This is a genomic window from Marasmitruncus massiliensis (genome assembly GCF_900186535.1).
In the GTDB taxonomy this organism is placed as follows: Bacteria; Bacillota; Clostridia; order Oscillospirales; family Ruminococcaceae; genus Anaerotruncus; species Anaerotruncus massiliensis_A.
The window spans coordinates 305,753-322,429 of the sequence record NZ_FYDE01000003.1 but is presented as its reverse complement, the minus strand read 5'-3'; the positions used below and the strand labels follow the sequence as shown (position 1 = coordinate 322,429).

Annotated in this window: 15 protein-coding genes and 1 tRNA gene; 1 reads left to right on the top strand and 15 read right to left on the bottom strand. The window is 52.6% G+C overall.

What is annotated here, in order from left to right:
• Positions 1 to 6 precede the first annotated feature (6 nt).
• Positions 7 to 1,149 carry a cysteine desulfurase family protein gene (locus C1A10_RS02765; protein WP_101908771.1) on the bottom strand — a complete coding sequence of 381 codons (1,143 nt, stop codon included), beginning with the start codon at positions 1,147 to 1,149 and terminating at the stop codon, positions 7 to 9.
• Between the two features lie 163 nt (positions 1,150 to 1,312).
• Here C1A10_RS02765 and ypeB point away from each other — a divergent pair, with 163 nt between their 5' ends.
• On the top strand, positions 1,313 to 2,647 hold the full coding sequence (ypeB, locus tag C1A10_RS02760) for a germination protein YpeB (RefSeq protein WP_101908770.1): 1,335 nt from the start codon (positions 1,313 to 1,315) through the stop codon (positions 2,645 to 2,647).
• Between the two features lie 43 nt (positions 2,648 to 2,690).
• Here the strand turns inward: ypeB and C1A10_RS02755 are convergent, their stop codons facing one another.
• The 14 genes from C1A10_RS02755 to C1A10_RS02690 all read right to left on the bottom strand — a co-directional run bounded on the left by C1A10_RS02755 (position 2,691) and on the right by C1A10_RS02690 (position 16,645).
• Positions 2,691 to 3,167 (bottom strand): peptidylprolyl isomerase, encoded by a 477-nt coding sequence (locus C1A10_RS02755; protein ID WP_101908769.1) that lies wholly within the window; start codon positions 3,165 to 3,167, stop codon positions 2,691 to 2,693.
• Positions 3,168 to 3,178: 11 nt separating this feature from the next.
• Entirely contained in the window at positions 3,179 to 3,607 is a 429-nt protein-coding gene (locus C1A10_RS02750; protein ID WP_101908768.1) for an aspartate carbamoyltransferase regulatory subunit, read from the bottom strand.
• Complete coding sequence (pyrB, locus tag C1A10_RS02745) at positions 3,601 to 4,518, bottom strand: aspartate carbamoyltransferase (RefSeq protein WP_101908767.1); 918 nt, start codon at positions 4,516 to 4,518, stop codon at positions 3,601 to 3,603. Before pyrB ends, C1A10_RS02750 begins: the two co-directional genes overlap by 7 nt.
• A 150-nt stretch (positions 4,519 to 4,668) precedes the next feature.
• A tRNA-Arg gene (locus tag C1A10_RS02740) sits at positions 4,669 to 4,745 on the bottom strand.
• 155 nt (positions 4,746 to 4,900) lie between these two features.
• The gene (locus C1A10_RS02735) at positions 4,901 to 5,947 is read right to left on the bottom strand and encodes a 3D domain-containing protein (protein WP_101908766.1); all 1,047 of its coding nucleotides are present in this window, start codon (positions 5,945 to 5,947) and stop codon (positions 4,901 to 4,903) included.
• A 435-nt stretch (positions 5,948 to 6,382) separates the two neighbouring features.
• The gene (gene rpsI, locus C1A10_RS02730; protein WP_101908765.1) at positions 6,383 to 6,781 is read right to left on the bottom strand and encodes a 30S ribosomal protein S9; all 399 of its coding nucleotides are present in this window, start codon (positions 6,779 to 6,781) and stop codon (positions 6,383 to 6,385) included.
• 16 nt (positions 6,782 to 6,797) lie between these two features.
• Positions 6,798 to 7,226, bottom strand: a complete 429-nt coding sequence (gene rplM / locus C1A10_RS02725; protein ID WP_101908764.1) for a 50S ribosomal protein L13 — start codon at positions 7,224 to 7,226, stop codon at positions 6,798 to 6,800.
• Positions 7,227 to 7,566: 340 nt separating this feature from the next.
• Complete coding sequence (locus C1A10_RS02720; protein ID WP_101908763.1) at positions 7,567 to 8,796, bottom strand: class I SAM-dependent rRNA methyltransferase; 1,230 nt, start codon at positions 8,794 to 8,796, stop codon at positions 7,567 to 7,569.
• Positions 8,797 to 8,815: 19 nt separating this feature from the next.
• On the bottom strand, positions 8,816 to 9,679 hold the full coding sequence (locus tag C1A10_RS02715) for a DUF8122 domain-containing protein (RefSeq protein WP_101908762.1): 864 nt from the start codon (positions 9,677 to 9,679) through the stop codon (positions 8,816 to 8,818).
• A gap of 152 nt (positions 9,680 to 9,831) precedes the next feature.
• A complete protein-coding gene (gene aspS / locus C1A10_RS02710; RefSeq protein ID WP_242968809.1) occupies positions 9,832 to 11,622 on the bottom strand; it encodes an aspartate--tRNA ligase in 1,791 nt (596 codons plus the stop codon).
• 5 nt (positions 11,623 to 11,627) lie between these two features.
• Positions 11,628 to 12,962, bottom strand: coding sequence for a histidine--tRNA ligase (gene hisS, locus C1A10_RS02705; RefSeq protein ID WP_101908760.1), 1,335 nt, complete (start codon positions 12,960 to 12,962; stop codon positions 11,628 to 11,630).
• A 326-nt stretch (positions 12,963 to 13,288) separates the two neighbouring features.
• On the bottom strand, positions 13,289 to 13,693 hold the full coding sequence (mgsA, locus tag C1A10_RS02700) for a methylglyoxal synthase (protein WP_101908759.1): 405 nt from the start codon (positions 13,691 to 13,693) through the stop codon (positions 13,289 to 13,291).
• Between the two features lie 131 nt (positions 13,694 to 13,824).
• Positions 13,825 to 14,550 (bottom strand): nucleotide-binding protein, encoded by a 726-nt coding sequence (locus C1A10_RS02695; protein WP_101908758.1) that lies wholly within the window; start codon positions 14,548 to 14,550, stop codon positions 13,825 to 13,827.
• 25 nt (positions 14,551 to 14,575) lie between these two features.
• Positions 14,576 to 16,645 (bottom strand): penicillin-binding transpeptidase domain-containing protein, encoded by a 2,070-nt coding sequence (locus C1A10_RS02690; protein WP_101908757.1) that lies wholly within the window; start codon positions 16,643 to 16,645, stop codon positions 14,576 to 14,578.
• Positions 16,646 to 16,677 lie beyond the last annotated feature (32 nt).

Here is a 16,677-nt window from a genome sequence, read left to right as displayed (position 1 = left end):
GAATCTTTACCTGTGTGCCAGCGCCGCGATTCCGGCTTTCAGCGCTTCCACGAGCCGGTCAATCTCTGCCTCAGCGGTATCATAGATGGTACTGACGCGCAGCGCGCTGTCAATCACCGGTACAGGCAGGCCCATCGCGGTTAAAACAGGGCTTGCGGCCCCCTTTGAGCAGGCGGAACCGCTGGAGACGTAAACGCCTCGGCTTTCCAGGAAATGCAGCATCGTTTCCGAGCGGTAACCGGGAACCGAGAAGCTGCATAGATAAGGTGAACTGTTTTCGGGTGAATTGATGCATATACCGTCGATTTCCGACAGTTTTTCCAAAAGGCGCGTTTTCAGCGCAGCCGCGTGTTGATAATACTCCTGTACTTGCCCTTCCAGCGCGCCGCACGCGGTTCCCAAAGCCGTGATCATGGGCAGGTTTTCCGTTCCGGAACGCAGTCCGCGCTCCTGTCCGCCGCCGTAAATGAGCGGCAGAATCCGGACACCGCGCCTGATATAGAGCGCGCCTGAGCCTTTCGGCGCACAGATTTTGTGTCCGCTGACGCTCATCAGGTCAATCTCCATACGCGAAACCCGAAGCGGCAGCTTCCCAAACGCCTGCACGCCGTCGCAGTGGATCAGCGTCTGCGGGTTTTTGGCACGGATTAATTTTGCCGCCTGCTCCGCAGGGAAAACAGCGCCGGTCTCGTTGTTCACCATCATCATGCTGACCAGCGCAGTCTGATCGGTAACGGCATCCGCAACAGCGCGCGGATCAATATTGCCGGAGCTGTCCGGTTTGATACGCGTTACCGTCCAGCCGGTCTCTTCCAGCCGCTTCATCGCGCAGGCAACGGAGGAATGTTCCGCGGCAGTCGTGACAATCTCCCGGCCCCTGCGGGCTTTTGCGTTCGCCGCTCCAAAAACAGCCAGGTTATTGGATTCGCTCCCGCCCGATGTGAAATAGACACACTCGCTTTGACAGCCCATCAGGGAAGCGACCGCTTCCCGCGCCGCATTCAGCTCGCGCGCAGAGGCAACCCCCATCGCATGGAGTGAAGAAGGATTTCCGAAGCACTCCCGCATCATTCTCATTGCCGCCTGCGCCGCTTCCTCACTGACGCGGGTTGTGGCCGCATTGTCCAGATATGCGATTTGCTGCTCCATTTTTCCGTTCTCCTATCCAAATATGACCGCCTAAAGTCCCAATATTAAAATAATTATACAACTTCAGACAATCTTTTTCAACTTTACGCCGGTGTATTCATAATATTTTAAAGTTTATTTCACAAACTACTCCTATACCATACCATTTCATGGAGGTTTTATTATGAATATAAAAATTTCCAAACGCGCTTTGGTCAGGACGATCAGTTACTCCGCCGCCGCTCTCCTCCTTTGCGCGGGTTATGCCATCCGGCAAAACGCGATTGCCAAAGACTACCGGCTTCAGATCGAAAATTCCTATACCCGCTCCCTCGGCGAGCTTTCAAGCTATCTGACGAATCTGACCGTCGATCTGGACAAGGGGCAGTATGTGGGTACTTCCAACCAGCTCGCCCTGCTTTCCGCCCGCATCTGGAAAGAAAGCGGAGGAGCCAAGTCGGCGCTTTCCACCCTCCCCGTAAGTGACCTTAATATGGAAAACACCTATAAGTTCCTCTCGCAGGTGGGCGACTACGCTATGAACCTCTCCAAAAAGGTCGCAGCCGGAGGTGTGCTCACGGACGAGGAGACGAAAAATGCGGAAGCCCTGCAGCAATATGCGTCTAAACTGAAAGACTACATTGACAATGTGCAGCAGCAGATCATCAACAATGATATCCGCGTCTCCGCCCTGCGCACTGGCGTGGCGGAACAGAGCCCCGGCCTGATTGACGGTTTTCAGGATCTCGAACAGTCCATGACAGGATATCCCACACTGATCTATGACGGTCCGTTTTCCGATCACCTGCTGAACCAGAAGCCGCGTCTTACCCGGGGTCTGCCGACGGTATCCCCCGAGGATGCGCAGGCCGCAGCCGCAAAAGCCGCCGGCCTGTCGGTCGGGGAACTGACTCGCAGTGATGACGAAAACTCCAATATGCCGTCCTATACGTTCAACGGGAACAATGTAGCTGTGGGCGCCACAAAATCCGGCGGACTGATCACCTATATGATCAACTCCCGCGATGTCGGTGAACAGCGGCTGAATCATGACTCCATGTTCTCCTTCGCAGACCGCTATCTGGAAAACCTGGGGATTTACGACATGCGCACCACCTATTATGAAATTGCCGACGGCATCTGCACCATCAACTATGCCGCCGCCAAGGACAATGTCATCCTTTATACCGACCTGATCAAAGTAGGCGTTGCGCTTGACGACGGCAGCATCGTATTCTTTGACGCGCGCGGTTATATCACCAATCACCGGGAGCGCACCTTTGATCCCCCGTCTATCACGGCGGAAGATGCCGCAAGATCTGTGAACCCCAACCTGAAGATTCTTTCCCAAAAGATCGCATTGATCCCCACCAGCGGAAAAAACGAAGTGCTCACCTATGAATTTTTAACCCAATCAGACAAGGACCAGAAAATTCTTGTTTATGTCAATGCGTACACCGGTATAGAAGAACAGATCTTTTTGCTGGTGCAGACACCAAGCGGTACGCTAACCAAATAGGATATGCAGTCAAAAAAGCCGGCCAGAATGGCCGGCTTTTTCATCAGTCTTCCGTATGCGTTACTTTCACCATCTTCTGATCCGCACGCGGACGGTCGCTGTAATCTGTAGGGACAGACGCAATTTCATCCACGACATCCATGCCCTCCACAACCTTGCCGAACGCGGCATACTGCCCGTCGAGATGCGGTGCGTCCTGGTGCATAATAAAAAACTGGGAACCGGCGGAATTCGGGTCCATGGCGCGCGCCATCGAGATCACGCCGCGGGCGTGCTTGAGATTGTTTGTTACCCCGTTGGAAGAAAACTCCCCTTTAATGGTATAGCCGGGGCCTCCCATGCCGGTTCCTTCCGGGCATCCGCCCTGAATCATAAACCCGGGGATAACGCGGTGAAAAATCAGGCCGTCATAAAAGCCCTCTTTAACAAGTTTGATAAAATTTTCGACAGTGGCCGGCGCAATGTCCGGATAAAGCTCCAGCTTGATCTGCTTGCCATTTTCCATTTCGATGGTAATCATGTGCGTCCTCCTTATTTTTTGGAATCATATTCCTGTTCGCAGTAGATACAGCGGTAGGTAACCTTTGAACGGTCTACCAGTTTAAAGACATGGGGCAGTTCCTGCTCAACAGCGGTAATACAGCGGGGATTTTTGCAGAATGCAACGTTTGTCACCGTGTCAGGCAGAGTCAGCTTTTTCTTTTGAATGATTTTGCCGCCGTCAATAATATTGACTGTGATATTCGGGTCAATAAAGCCAAGGACATCCAAATCAATATCAATTTTGTCTTCAATTTTTATGATGTCCTTTTTCCCGCTCTTTTTGCTCCGGGCATTTTTAATAATTGCCACGCTGCAGTCCAGCTTGTCCAGTTCGAGGATTCTGTAAATGTCCATGCTCTTCCCGGCCTGGATGTGGTCGATTACAAGCCCTCTTTCCACACTGTCAACATTCAGCATGATTCCACCCCCAGCAAGTTCAAAATCAGCGCTTCACGCACAAACTTTCCGTACAGCACCTGCTTAAAATAGCATGCGCGCGGGTCGTCATCCACTTCCACGGCAATTTCGTTCACGCGAGGCAGCGGATGGAGCACAATCATATCGGGCTTCGCCAGATCCATTTTTGCCTTGTCCAGAATATAGCTGTCACGCAGGCGGACATAGTCCTCCTCATTGAAAAAGCGTTCCCTCTGCACACGGGTCATATACAGGATATCCAGCTCGCCGATTACTTTTTCCAGCCGGTCCACTTCGGCAAACTCGAAGCGGTTCGTTTTGAGTTCCTCACGGATGTAATCGGGCACCCGCAGTTCGTTGGGGGAAATCAGCACAAAGCGGATATTGGTACGGCGCAGCAAAGCTCGGATAAGCGAGTGCACCGTCCGTCCGAACATCAGGTCGCCGCAAAGCCCGATCGTCAGGTTGTCCAGCGTCCCTTTCAGGGAGCGGATGGTCAAAAGGTCGGTCAGTGTCTGTGTCGGATGCTGGTGGCCTCCATCGCCCGCGTTGATAATCGGCACACCCGATTTCAGAGACGCCACCTTGGCTGCACCCTCCTTTGGATGGCGCATGGCGATAATATCCGCATAGCAGGAAACGGTCCGCACCGTATCCGACACGCTTTCGCCCTTCGCCGCGGAAGAAGAACTGGCAGACGAAAACCCCAGCACGCTGCCGCCCAGTTCCAGCATAGCCGCCTCAAAGCTCAGGCGTGTACGGGTGCTGGGTTCAAAGAACAGCGTCGCCAGTTTCTTCCCGTCACATTTATGCGCGTATTTTGCGGGGTCTTCCATAATTGCCCCCGCAAGATCCAACAGTTCGTCAGTCTCCTGTGAAGACAGGTCCATCGGTTCAATCAGATGTCTCAAACGAAATCCCCCCATACCAAATTTATTCTAAACTAGTTTACTACAACAGCCTTTCCGGTGCAAGCAAAAATTATGTGAATAACGGCGGCTGCTTTTGTGGATTTGAAATAGAAAAAACAGCCGACTGCAACGCAATCGACTGTTTCTTTTTGGTGCGCCGGAAGGGACTCGAACCCCCGACCTACTGGTTCGTAGCCAGTCACTCTATCCAGCTGAGCTACCGGCGCACACAATATTCCGGATGTCAAATGAATCAACACCCCACTGACTTGAATCAGCCTTACTATAATACTATAAACGTGGACAGGAGTCAAGTGATTTGGAAAAATAATTTTCTGAATTAACAAAAACGGACGGCCGCTTGAAGCGGCCGTCCTTCCTTCTAGTCCAGCACATAAATATCAACGACTCTGCGCCCATTCAGCACACTTTCCTCATACGTGTCATAGAACAAATCCACATCTACAACATCTGCCATGAGCCCTGTGCCAGTGTCAGCGGCAATCGCACAGCCGTATACAAATTTGTTATCCGGAGAGACAATATACAGCCTGGAGCCATAGGGTATTTCGTGGGGGTTCACCGCGACATGCCCGGTCATGGCGTAGCGGCCGCTGGCCGTCCTGGCACCATTGCGCGCGCTGTATCCTGTTGCGGCCTGATGCGTTAACAGTTTGGAATAGTGCAGCGGTTTTCCGTCTTTATCCAGTTCAAGATCAAAATCCAGATCCGATATCGGCGAGACAGAGCCAACCAGAATCGTTTCCTTAACCGGCTGCTCCAGAATCTGTTCCCCCAGAAGCTGTTCTTCCTCCTCCACGCCATCCACCGTCCGGCGCATATACGTTTTTTGGAGGAGCCCATTTTCCCCGGCCTGGATACACTTGTTCTGCCCAATTTTCAGAAGCGATGTGTTCTTATACACGGTTTCATAAGGAATGATCTCGTCAACATTGTGCTGTTCATAGTCCACACGCCGTAAAACAATTTCGTCTCCGTCCTCCAGCGGCTTCTCAGCCGAAGGTGTCAGCAGATCATTGCCGTCGTAGGAGACGCCGTTTTCATACAGCAGGTCTCCCACCGTTTTGCCGGTTTCTACCTCGTAGGTGTCTGTTTTTCCGTCCGCCTTGACAGTAACTGTCCGCGGACTCGATACATCCATCTCAATAAATTTGCTGGAAGCGCCATCTACTGTCACTTCTGACGGGCTTACAGAACTTAACCCGACAGAATCCATGATGCGTTCCGGTTGGCTGGACATCAAGAAATCCAGCGTCCGTCCCTCGGGGCGTGTCACATAGACGGCGTTCGTCATGGAAGTGATACTGACTACCACGAACGCACATACTATGGACAACATGCCCACAGTAAAAGTCCGGCTATGCAAAAAAGTTGCAAGAGCCTGGACCCTTTTCCAAAATTGTGTCATTACGAAACTCCTTTGTTGTTTTTCGTCCGGCCTGTTGGCATTTTGACGATTGACTAGAAGGGATACTTCGCCATATGGATTATTATAGCAAAGTGATTGCCATTATATTCAAATGAAAATTATTTGTCAAGTTTTATATTCCAATCGATTCCGATATTTTCCTGATTTATGCAAAAATTTATCCTTTTTTTCTCATGCTTCAGACAAAATTCGTCAATGCGTTTGTTTGAAATCCTGTTGAAATTTACAAAATTTCCAATATAATTTTTGTACATTTGATTTTATACCTTTTATGTCTTACCTTCCGCCAAAAGCTCCCTGCAAATGTATGCAGGGAGCTTTTCTCGAAATACAGGTTTCGTATTTAAAAAAACACCCGGCACTTCTAACAGTGCCGGGTGTTTATAAAGCAAAAGCAACGTCCAATCGGACAAATTATCTCTTGGAGAACTGGGGAGCACGGCGGGCCGCTTTGAGGCCGTATTTCTTACGTTCTTTCATACGGGGGTCACGGGTGAGGAAGCCGGCCTTTTTCAGGATCGGTCTCATCTCTTCACCGTTCTGCAGCAGAGCACGGGAAATTCCATGGCGGATTGCGCCGGCCTGGCCGGAAACGCCGCCGCCGGAAACAGTGCAGACAACGTCAAACTTACCAACGGTGTCAGTCAGGTTCAGGGGCTGACGAACAATCAGCTTTAAGGTTTCAAGGCCGAAGTAATCATTGATGTCACGGCCGTTGATGGTGATTGCGCCGGTGCCCGGATACAGTCTCACGCGGGAAACCGACTGTTTTCTTCTGCCGGTGCCGTAAAAATAAGGCTTAGATTCGTACATTTTTTATTCCCCTTCCTTACAGTGTCCATGCCTGCGGCTTCTGCGCGGCATGAGTGTGCTCCGCACCCTTAAAGATGCGGCATCTGGTGAGGGCGGTGCGGCCGATGGTGGTATCCGGAAGCATTCCCTTGACGGCAAGCATCATGGCTTTTTCCGGGTTTTCCTTCATCAGCTTGCTGTACTTGATTTCCTTCAGGCCGCCAACCCAGCCACTGTGGTGACGGTAAACCTTCTGCTCCAGTTTTTTACCGGTCAGAATCGCCTTTTCGGCGTTGATAATGATCACATGATCGCCGCAATCGGCATTCGGCGCAAAAGTAGGCTTGATTTTGCCGCGCAGAATTGATGCGGCAACAGCCGCCGTGCGTCCAAGCGGCTTCTCAGCAGCATCGAGAATATACCACTTGCGGGTAATTTCTGCTGCTTTCGGCATTGTAGTAGACATACCTTTTCCTCCAAATTTCATTTCAGTAACTCACTTCATCTTTGACAACAGTTGATCGGCAACGCGCAAATAAGCGCAAACAGGCGCATTACCACAAGGTCAAGATTCAACAAATCTTATTATACAGAGCTGGAGGGTGCCTGTCAACACTTTTTAAAAAATAATTTAATTTAGAAATTATATGCTCTTATTCTCTCTGATTTTCTCTCATTTTCTCTCGTATTCTCAAAACTAAAATCACATTTTCTTTGAAAGCCCTGCGAGAAAGCCGGAAAATATAGAACCCTTGGAAGCTTCCCCTCCAAGGGTTCCGGTACTCTGTTTTCTGTTCTGTAAACGGTTAAACGACCTGAAACAGATAGAATTTCAGATAGTTGGTTTCCGGCACATTCCACAGAATGGGATGATCGGGCGCCTGCTGGCGCACCTCAATCTGTCTCAGTTCCACGCAGGCATCGCGCGCCGCGGATTTCAGCATTTTTTCAAACAGTTCTTCGGTCATAAAGTGCGAACAGGAACAGGTGGCCAGATAGCCGCCGCGCGGAAGCAGCTTCATCGCCCGCAGGTTGATCTCTTTGTAGCCTCTGACGGCGCTGTCCACCGTCTTCCGGTTCTTGGTGAAAGCGGGCGGGTCCAGAATAATAAAATCGAACTTTTCCTCCGGATGCGCCTCCAATTCCGGCAGCAAATCGAAGACGTTCGCCGTGCGGAAGCTCATGACGCCGTCCAGTCCGTTGCGGCGGGCGTTCTCCTGCGCAAGTTCCACCGCGGCCGCGGAGATATCCACCGCGCAGACATGGGCGGCGCCGCCCTTTGCGGCGTTGAGCGCAAAAGAGCCCGTATGGGTAAAGCAGTCGAGGACACGCTTGCCGCGCGCCAGCCGGGCCACCGCCTGCCGGTTATATTTCTGGTCGAGAAAAAAACCGGTTTTCTGGCCGTTTTCAAAATCGACCGCATAAGAAATGCCGTTTTCCACAATTATGGTTTTTGTAGAATCAGGTGCTGGAACGCCTTGCAGCGGAAACCATCCTCTGTTCTGTTCCATCCCTTCAAGCTCCCGGATGGCAACGTCGTTCCGCTCATAAATACCCCGGATTTCCTCTCCATCCTCCCGCAGAACACGATACAAAAGCGGGAAAAGCATGGATTTGCGCTGTTCGATTCCCAATGACAGCGTCTGTGTTACAAGAATATCGCCAAACCGGTCAACCGTCAGCCCCGGGAACGCGTCCGCCTCGCCAAATATGATGCGGCAGCAGCTGATATCGTCTCGCATGACCGTTTTGCGGTAATCCCAGGCGTAGCGGATGCGCCGCTCAAAAAATGTTTCATCAAACCTGTCGTTCGCGTTGCGGGAAATCAGCCGGATGCGGATTTTCGATTGTTCGCTGAGAAACCCGGTGCCCAGATATTTTCCCTTGATGCTCACCACGTCCACAAAGCCGCCGTTTTCACAGGTACCTTCCGTTTTGATCAGTTCCGCGTCATAAACCCACGGATGACCGCCTTCTATCGCCCGTTCCGCCTTGCGGGTCACGGTAATTCTGGCAAAATTGCGTTCCTGTTTCATAGAACTCTCCTAATAGTTGTTATACGTTCAACGGATCTGTTGTCGAAGAAAAGGGAAGCTCAAACGACTGCGTATCGCCGTCCGAGGAATCCCAACAGAGCTCAAACAATTCCATATCCTCCGGAACGGCAAAATACAGCTGGCCCGTTACGGCATATGCCCCCTCACCAAGCGGGGTATAATCGAGCGGCGTGCAGCCGGAAACATCGTATAATCCATCAGGCGGCAGAGAATTGTAATATTCCCCGTCCGCTTCGATATAAGGTTCCGTTACGTAGGCATTCGCCGCCTGCTCATAATCTGTTACCACGAAAGTGATATCCAAATAGGCGCACCGATCCCCGTCGTCCAGAAGTTCCGCAAACGGCTCGCCCTCTATCGTTCCATAGTCATTCACAACGATGTGGACGCCGTCCGCAGGCTCAAAGTCAAATTTGTCGGAAGAATAGCGGCGAGTATAAACATCGCCCGCCGTACCGCTGTCCTCTGTGAAAGGTGCCTGCCCATCGTCAACCGCCTGTTCATCCGCGCTCTCCTGCAATAAGGTTTCCTCGATACCGACCCCGATACTGGAAAAATCAGGCGAAATCCGTTCCTTTTGCGCATCACTGAAGTTGCCGATCAGTGCGAACGCGATTTTTATGATCGCAACCAGAACAAAAATCCATGCCACCTTTTTCCCCGACACGGGCTTTTTTCCGCTGTTCCATTTTCGGGCACCTGTGTTTTGAGCCGGCCGTGATGCCGCAGAAGTTTCTGTTCTGCTTCTATAATCGCCCTGCGGACGCCGGTAGGGCTGATTATAAGCCCCGCATTTCGGGCAGGTTTCGTCACGGTCATAATCGTATCGCTTCCCGCAGCTGTCACAGATCATTGGTTTCATGTTGTTCCCTTTCTCCAGCTAAAAATTGTTTCAATACACAAAGTCACTAGCATATTTTTATTATATCACAATTGTCCGCCGTTTGGAATCTCTCTAAAGCCAAGAGGGCGAATGAAGATCCGCCTGAACGGCAATCTTCATTCGCCCACATGTTACTGTTCTTCGTTTTTCTGCAAATCCACTTTGATGGAAAGTTCTTTCAGACTCTTCTCCTCCACAGGTGCCGGGCACTGGGTCATCAGCTCGCTTGCATTCTGCACCTTCGGGAACGCGATCACATCGCGGATCGAACTCTTCTGCAGCATCAGCATGACAAGCCGGTCAAGACCATAGGCCATGCCGCCGTGAGGCGGCGCGCCGAACTGAAAGGCATCCAGCAGAAACCCAAACCGTTCATGCGCTGTCTGCTCGTCAAAGCCTAAGGCTTTAAACATGCGTTCCTGCATCTGCAGATTATTGATACGGATGGAGCCTCCGCCTACTTCGCAGCCGTTGAGGACCATATCATAGGCACGGGCGCGGCAGGCGCCGGGGTCGCTTTCCAGCTTGTCCAGATCTTCCAGAGCGGGATGCGTGAACGGATGGTGCTTCGCAACGTACCGATCTTCCTCTTCGCTGTATTCAAACAGCGGGAATTCGGTGACCCACAGGAAGTTAAATACATCCTTCTGAATCAGCCCCAGTTTGGAGGCAAGTTCGCAGCGCAGCGCGCCGAGGCTGTCAAATACCGTCTGATTTTTGCTGTCCGCCACAATCAAGAGTACGTCGCCGGTCTGCGCGCCCATCCGCTCGCGGATGGCTGTTTTTTCTGCGTCGGTCAGGAACTTCTCGTAGGAGGAGGATTCCCCTTCGGAAGTCAGCCTGGTATAGGCCAGCCCTTTCGCGCGGTAGGTTTTGACAAACTCCACCAGCTTGTCAATCTCCTTGCGGGAGAGGTGGTCAGCCGCGCCTTTTACGTTGATCGCGCGGACACTTCCGCCCGCAAGTACACCTTGAAAGACTTTAAATTCGCAGTTTTGGAGCAGGTCGGACAGGTCCACCAGTTCAAGGCCGAAGCGGGTGTCCGGCTTGTCCGAGCCGAAACGCTCCATTGCCTCGGCATAAGGCATGCGCAGGAACGGGGTCTTGATGTCAATGCCCAGCGCTTCCTTGAACGCTTTCTTCATGAAACCCTCATTGACAGTCATGACGTCCTCTTCATCCACAAAGGACATTTCAATGTCAATCTGGGTAAATTCCGGCTGGCGGTCCGCGCGCAGGTCTTCGTCGCGGAAGCAGCGCGCCACCTGCATGTAGCGGTCATAGCCGGAAAGCATCAGCAATTGCTTATAAAGCTGGGGCGACTGCGGGAGCGCGTAAAAGCAGCCCGGATTGACGCGGGACGGAACCAGATAGTCGCGGGCGCCTTCCGGCGTGGATTTAATCAGGTTTGGCGTTTCGATCTCCAGGAATCCGTTCTGATCATAATAGTCGCGGGCGATTTTGACGATTTTGTGGCGCATCGTCAGCGCGTTCTGCATTTCGCCGCGGCGCAAATCAAGATAACGGTATTTCAGCCGTAGGTCTTCTTTCACATTGGTGGTATCGGTAATCTCAAACGGAGGGGTCTGGCTTTTCGCCAGGATCCGCAGATCGTCCACATAAAGCTCAATCTCGCCCGTAGGAAGCTCCGGATTGACGGATTCACGGCGGCGCACGGTTCCTTTTGCCATCAGCACAAACTCTGAGCGCGCTGTCTGCGCCTTTGCGCGCAGCGCAGCGTCGGTCTGGTCGTCAAACGCAAGCTGCAAAATGCCGCTTCGGTCACGCAGATCAATGAAAACCAGCATCCCCTTGTCGCGGATTTTCTGCACCCAGCCGCAGGCAACCGCCTGCCTGCCGATATCCGCCGCTGTAAATTCCCCGCAATATTTCGTTCTTTTTAATCCCTGCATCGTGTCCATCAATTTTATTCTCCTTTGATTTTCGAAATGGAACCGAGTATGCCGTCGGTCTCATCGGTCAGTTCATCCAGTGTCCCGGCGTAAATAAACCGGATAAACGCGTCTGCTTCCAGCGAAACTTCCTCCGTTTCGCCGCTGTCCATGCGTTTCACCCTCACCTTGCCTGCTTCCAACTCATTGTCGCCGAGGATGCAGCTGTATTTGGCGTGCAGCTTGTCCGCATATTTCATCTGCGCTTTGACGCTGCGCCCGACAATGTCACACTCGGCGTAAAAGCCTTCGTCCCGCAGCCTCATGCAAAGTTCCGACGCTTTCAGCGCGGCGGCTTCGCCCATGCTGCCGAGATAGATCGTGCAGCCCTGATCCGGCGGGAACTCGCAGCCGCACTGTTCCATGACGAGCAATAACCTTTCAAGTCCCATCGCGAAACCGATAGAGGGGGTCGGCTGACCGCCCAGCAGCTCAATCAGCCCGTCATAGCGCCCTCCGCCACAGACAGTCCCCTGCGCGCCGATTCCGGTGGCAACAAATTCAAACACCGTGCGTGTGTAATAGTCCAGACCGCGGACAATGGTTGGGTTGACTTGGTAGGCAATTCCCATTGCTTCAAGGTGCTTTTTCAGCCCTTCAAAATGCGTTTTGCAGTCGTCGCAGATATAGTCCAGCACCACAGGCGCATCCTTGGCAAGTTCCGCGCAGGCCGGATTTTTGCAGTCCAGAATCCGCATCGGGTTTTTGTCAAGGCGCTCACGGCAGGTTTCGCACAGCTCCTCATAATGGCTCCGGAAATAGGCTTTCAGTGCTTCGTGATAGTTTGCCCTGCACTCCGGGCAGCCGATCGAGTTGATTTCCAGTTCCAGGCCGGTAATTCCCAACGAATCAAAGATCGTCTTCGCAACCGCGATCGTCTGGGCATCGGCGGCGGGAGCGGCGGAACCCACCATCTCCACCCCGAACTGGTGGAATTCACGCAGGCGGCCCGCCTGCGGCTTTTCATAGCGGAAACAGCTGGTTACATAGCTGACCTTCAGCGGCATGACGTCGTTGAGCAACCCGTTTTGCAGGATGGCACGCATCGTACCCGCAGTGCCCTCCGGGCGCAGCGTGATCGATCGCCCGCCTTTGTCCTGAAACGTATACATTTCCTTCTGCACAACATCGGTGGTATCTCCCACCGAGCGGTGAAACAGCTCTGTGTGCTCAAAGGTCGGAAACCGGATTTCGCGGAAGCCGAACAGCCCCGCCACGTCCAGCGCCTTTTGCTCCACATACTGCCATTTGCCGCTTTGTGCGGGCAGCACATCCTGTGTGCCGCGCGGCGCATTGGTGATAATCGCCATAGTATAATCCTCCTGAAAATATACATATCGTAAAAGATGGAATCAATCTATTTAAAAATGAAAAAATCCCCGCCGCAGTGTATGACAACGCCATACAAAGGGACGAGGACATTCCACGTGGTGCCACCCTTGTTGGGCGCAAACGCGCCCCTCTCAAACCCTTTAACGCAGGAACTACGTGCCGCTTGTCACGGCAGGCTGGACGGGTGTCTTTCACAGGACTCACCGGCGCAGGCGCATTCCAGCTTGCTGCACCCTCTCTGTCCGCCGCATCCCGCTACTCTTCCCGCGTGAAACGCCTTTATTCGATATCCGGCAGGCTGCCCCTACCGCTTTGGATTTACAATATTGCGCCAATCAAGATCTCCGCGCTCCAGGGCATGGATCAACGCTTCACCGGTAGCAATATTGGTTGCCACCGGGATATTGTGCACGTCGCACAGGCGAAGCAGGCCGGCTTCATCCGGTTCCCCGGGATTTGCGCGGATCGGGTCGCGGAAGAACAGCAGGAGGTCGATTTCATTGCAGGCGATGCGCGCGGCAATCTGCTGGTCGCCGCCCTGCGAACCGCTCAGAAAACGAAACACCTCCAGGCCGGTTGCCTCCGCCACCAGCTTCCCTGTAGTTCCGGTTGCGCAAAGGCTGTGACGGCTGAATATGCCACAGTAAGCAATGCAGAACTGGACCATTAATTCCTTTTTGGAATCATGGGCAATCAATGCGATATTCATAGTATTCTATACCTCCCGGTCATATTGTCATACAATCAGCTTTCCAGCATATTTGTTCCCTAAATCAGCGCAACAAACCGGAAAGACCTGCCATAACGTTCCAATTTTAGTATTATGTGTTATTATAGCACTTATTCAATCAACAAATCAATATAGTTCCCAAGAATTCTTTGTGCAAAATTATCAAATATCAATTTGGATACATTCGACAAACTGATAGAATGCCCTATCGGTCCTGCGGACAATGCCTTATCGTAGGGAATCACCGCGATCAGCTGTGCACAGACATTGTCAACCAGCCAGTCCAGGTCTGGAATTGTGCGCTGATGCTCAAAATCCCGTGGCAGTTTATTCACACAAAGCCTGATATCCGATAGATGCTCCGCAAACAGCGCGTCTGAAACCACCCTCGAAGACCGTGCGCTGATCCGGTCGGGAGCACAAACCAGAACGGCCCGTTTGGCGGCCGCGGCATAAGCGGACAGTGTCTGTCTGTCCATGCCGTCCGCTTCAATCAGGACATGGTCGAAATGCGGTGCGACCGCCTGAAAAAACTCGCGGCACAGTTGTGCGTCCACCGGGACGGTTTCCGCGATCGGCGCGCAAACGAGGTGAAGAAGACCTGTTTCACCGACTGCTACCATTGCGTCGGCTAAATCGCAGTTTCGGCCGGCAACATCGGAAAAATCAAACAAAATGCTGTCGGAAACGCCAAGCATCACATCCAGTGAACGCCGGGAGCCCTCGAGCAAAAGCACCCGCTTGCCCTGTCTTGCCAGCGCTTCCCCCAAGCCGGCACAGACCACCGATTTGCCCGCTCCGCCTTTCCCGCTGGTAATCAGAATCGCTTGCCCCATACGGCTTCCCCCTTTTTCTGCTCTGTCAGGAAAGCAGCGTGCCGTATGCAATGGACGCTGAAGTTTTCCCTTTATTGGAAAAGAAATACGAATCAAAAATCTCTTTGGCTACAGGTCCGCCGGTATAGCCGTGCCAGCCTTTTTCGATGACCACACAGACGGCTATCTGAGGGTCTTCGGCGGGCGCATAAGCGATAAAAGTAGAGTTCGGGTCGGCGTGCGTTTCCGGCGTACCGGTTTTGCAGGCCACCTGAATCGGGTAGTTGCCGAATACGGCGCCGGCGGTTCCGCCCAGCCCGGCAGCACGCTCCATGCCCTCGCGGATGGCCGCGAACGCCGCCGAAGAATCAATCTCCTCGGCCACTTCCGGCTGATGTTCATACAGGGTTTCATCGAACGTGTAAGACTTCACTGATTTGAGCAGCGTCAGCTTCATCCGTTCGCCATTATTTGCAAGGGTAGCCGCATAGTTGGCAAGCTGAAGCGGGGACAGCTTTGTATCCAACTGACCGATTGAGGCCTGCACCGTATCGCCGTCCTGCCAGATGCGGTCATCCCCCTGATGAATCTGTTCTTTGACTTCGGGCGACGAAACACGTCCCACAGCTTCCGGCAGTTCGATACCGGTAGGAAGCCCAAGCCCCAGCTTGGCGGCATATTCGTCAATCTTTTCGATGCCAAGGCGGTATCCCACATCATAAAAATAGATGTTGCAGGAATGTTTCAGCGCATCCATCACGTTGACCAGGCCATGGGCGCTTAAGCAGCGGGGCTGCCAGCTGGTCCACCGTGTATACACACCGGTGCAATTCACCGTGTCGGTTGGGGTAACAACCCCCTCCGAAAGCGCGCCCAGCGCAATGACAGGTTTAAAGATAGAGCCGGGCGTATAGGTACCGTTCAGAGCACGGTTGAACATTGGCCGCAGCGGGTCCTCAGAAAGCTGCGCATAGTCCTGCCGGAAAGTAGTGAGGTTATAGGACGGATAGGTCGCCAAAGCAAGGATTTCGCCCGTTTTAACATTCACAACGGCAACCGCGCCGGCATCCGCCTCATGGCCCTTGCCCGGCGGATAGGTCACCAGGTCATTCTGCATCATATGGATTTTGTTTTCCAGCGCTTCCTGCGCAACCTTCTGCAGCTGGGAATCGATGGTCAGAATGACCGTATTCCCGGGCACCTGCTCCTTCTCTTCAACCACGTCAATCACGTCGCCGCTGGAGTTCAGGGTAATCTGCCTTTGCCCGTCCTGCCCCTTCAGGTATTGTTCAAACGCAAGTTCAGCGCCTTCCTTGCCGATCATATCCGTCATCTGGTACACCAGCCCGTTAATGACAGCACCGTCGTTCACTTTTTCCGCGGGTTCCCATTGTTCCTGATAGATTTTGCCGATACTGCCGATTACATGGGGCGCCACATCCCCGCTGACATACTGGCGGATGGTGCTTTCCACAACATCCACGCCCGGCAGTTCAAAACTGCGCTCCTTGATTTTAGGCACGGTCTCAATTTTGATATCGGTGGCAAAGGTATATGGATTGGAAATACTGAAGTCCAGGCGCTGCATTTCATAACGAACCCCGGCCGCCTTGCGGAAATCCGCGTCACTCACTTTTTCCAGGTCATATACTTTTCGTAGATTTTCTACAACATTCTCCGCTGTGGCATATTGCTGCATCCCCAGAGTCTTTTTCAGCGTTGCAATCGCATTTTCATATCCTTCGCCTTCCTTGAAAGCAAAGGGCGCGGTCTCGGTCAGCGGCAGGTTGTCAATCCAGTCCTCATCCGCATCTTCCATGATTTTGATCAGCCGCAAAATAACTTCGTTCATCTGGTCTCTGGGCAGGTAGGCCTTATCAATGGTCACATCGCGGCCCAACGCATTTACAGCAAGCGGGCGCCCGTTGCGGTCAAGTATCTCCCCGCGGGCGGCTTTAATCCGCTGCTGTTTCGTAGTACCCTGCTCCACGATGTTCGCAAATGTTTCCCCATTTACGACCTGCATCTGCATCAGGCAGAGCGAATACAACAGCAGCAGCACAATGGTAACCGCAGCTAATATAATGATTCGTAGTGTTTGCGAGGCTGATTTCATCTTGTTCTCCTATTAAATAATCCCTACTAAAA

Excerpts from the sequence above, each read along its gene's own strand:
- ypeB (WP_101908770.1), top strand. The coding sequence starts at position 1,313 with ATGAATATAAAAATTTCCAAACGCGCTTTGGTCAGGACGATCAGTTAC.
- C1A10_RS02735 (WP_101908766.1), bottom strand. The coding sequence starts at position 5,947 with ATGACACAATTTTGGAAAAGGGTCCAGGCTCTTGCAACTTTTTTGCAT.
- rpsI (WP_101908765.1), bottom strand. The coding sequence starts at position 6,781 with ATGTACGAATCTAAGCCTTATTTTTACGGCACCGGCAGAAGAAAACAG.
- hisS (WP_101908760.1), bottom strand. The coding sequence starts at position 12,962 with ATGGCGATTATCACCAATGCGCCGCGCGGCACACAGGATGTGCTGCCC.
- C1A10_RS02690 (WP_101908757.1), bottom strand. The coding sequence starts at position 16,645 with ATGAAATCAGCCTCGCAAACACTACGAATCATTATATTAGCTGCGGTT.
- C1A10_RS02755 (WP_101908769.1), bottom strand. The coding sequence starts at position 3,167 with ATGATTACCATCGAAATGGAAAATGGCAAGCAGATCAAGCTGGAGCTT.
- mgsA (WP_101908759.1), bottom strand. The coding sequence starts at position 13,693 with ATGAATATCGCATTGATTGCCCATGATTCCAAAAAGGAATTAATGGTC.
- C1A10_RS02695 (WP_101908758.1), bottom strand. The coding sequence starts at position 14,550 with ATGGGGCAAGCGATTCTGATTACCAGCGGGAAAGGCGGAGCGGGCAAA.
- C1A10_RS02765 (WP_101908771.1), bottom strand. The coding sequence starts at position 1,149 with ATGGAGCAGCAAATCGCATATCTGGACAATGCGGCCACAACCCGCGTC.
- C1A10_RS02750 (WP_101908768.1), bottom strand. The coding sequence starts at position 3,607 with ATGCTGAATGTTGACAGTGTGGAAAGAGGGCTTGTAATCGACCACATC.
- aspS (WP_242968809.1), bottom strand. The coding sequence starts at position 11,622 with ATGGACACGATGCAGGGATTAAAAAGAACGAAATATTGCGGGGAATTT.
- C1A10_RS02720 (WP_101908763.1), bottom strand. The coding sequence starts at position 8,796 with ATGAAACAGGAACGCAATTTTGCCAGAATTACCGTGACCCGCAAGGCG.
- C1A10_RS02715 (WP_101908762.1), bottom strand. The coding sequence starts at position 9,679 with ATGAAACCAATGATCTGTGACAGCTGCGGGAAGCGATACGATTATGAC.
- rplM (WP_101908764.1), bottom strand. The coding sequence starts at position 7,226 with ATGTCTACTACAATGCCGAAAGCAGCAGAAATTACCCGCAAGTGGTAT.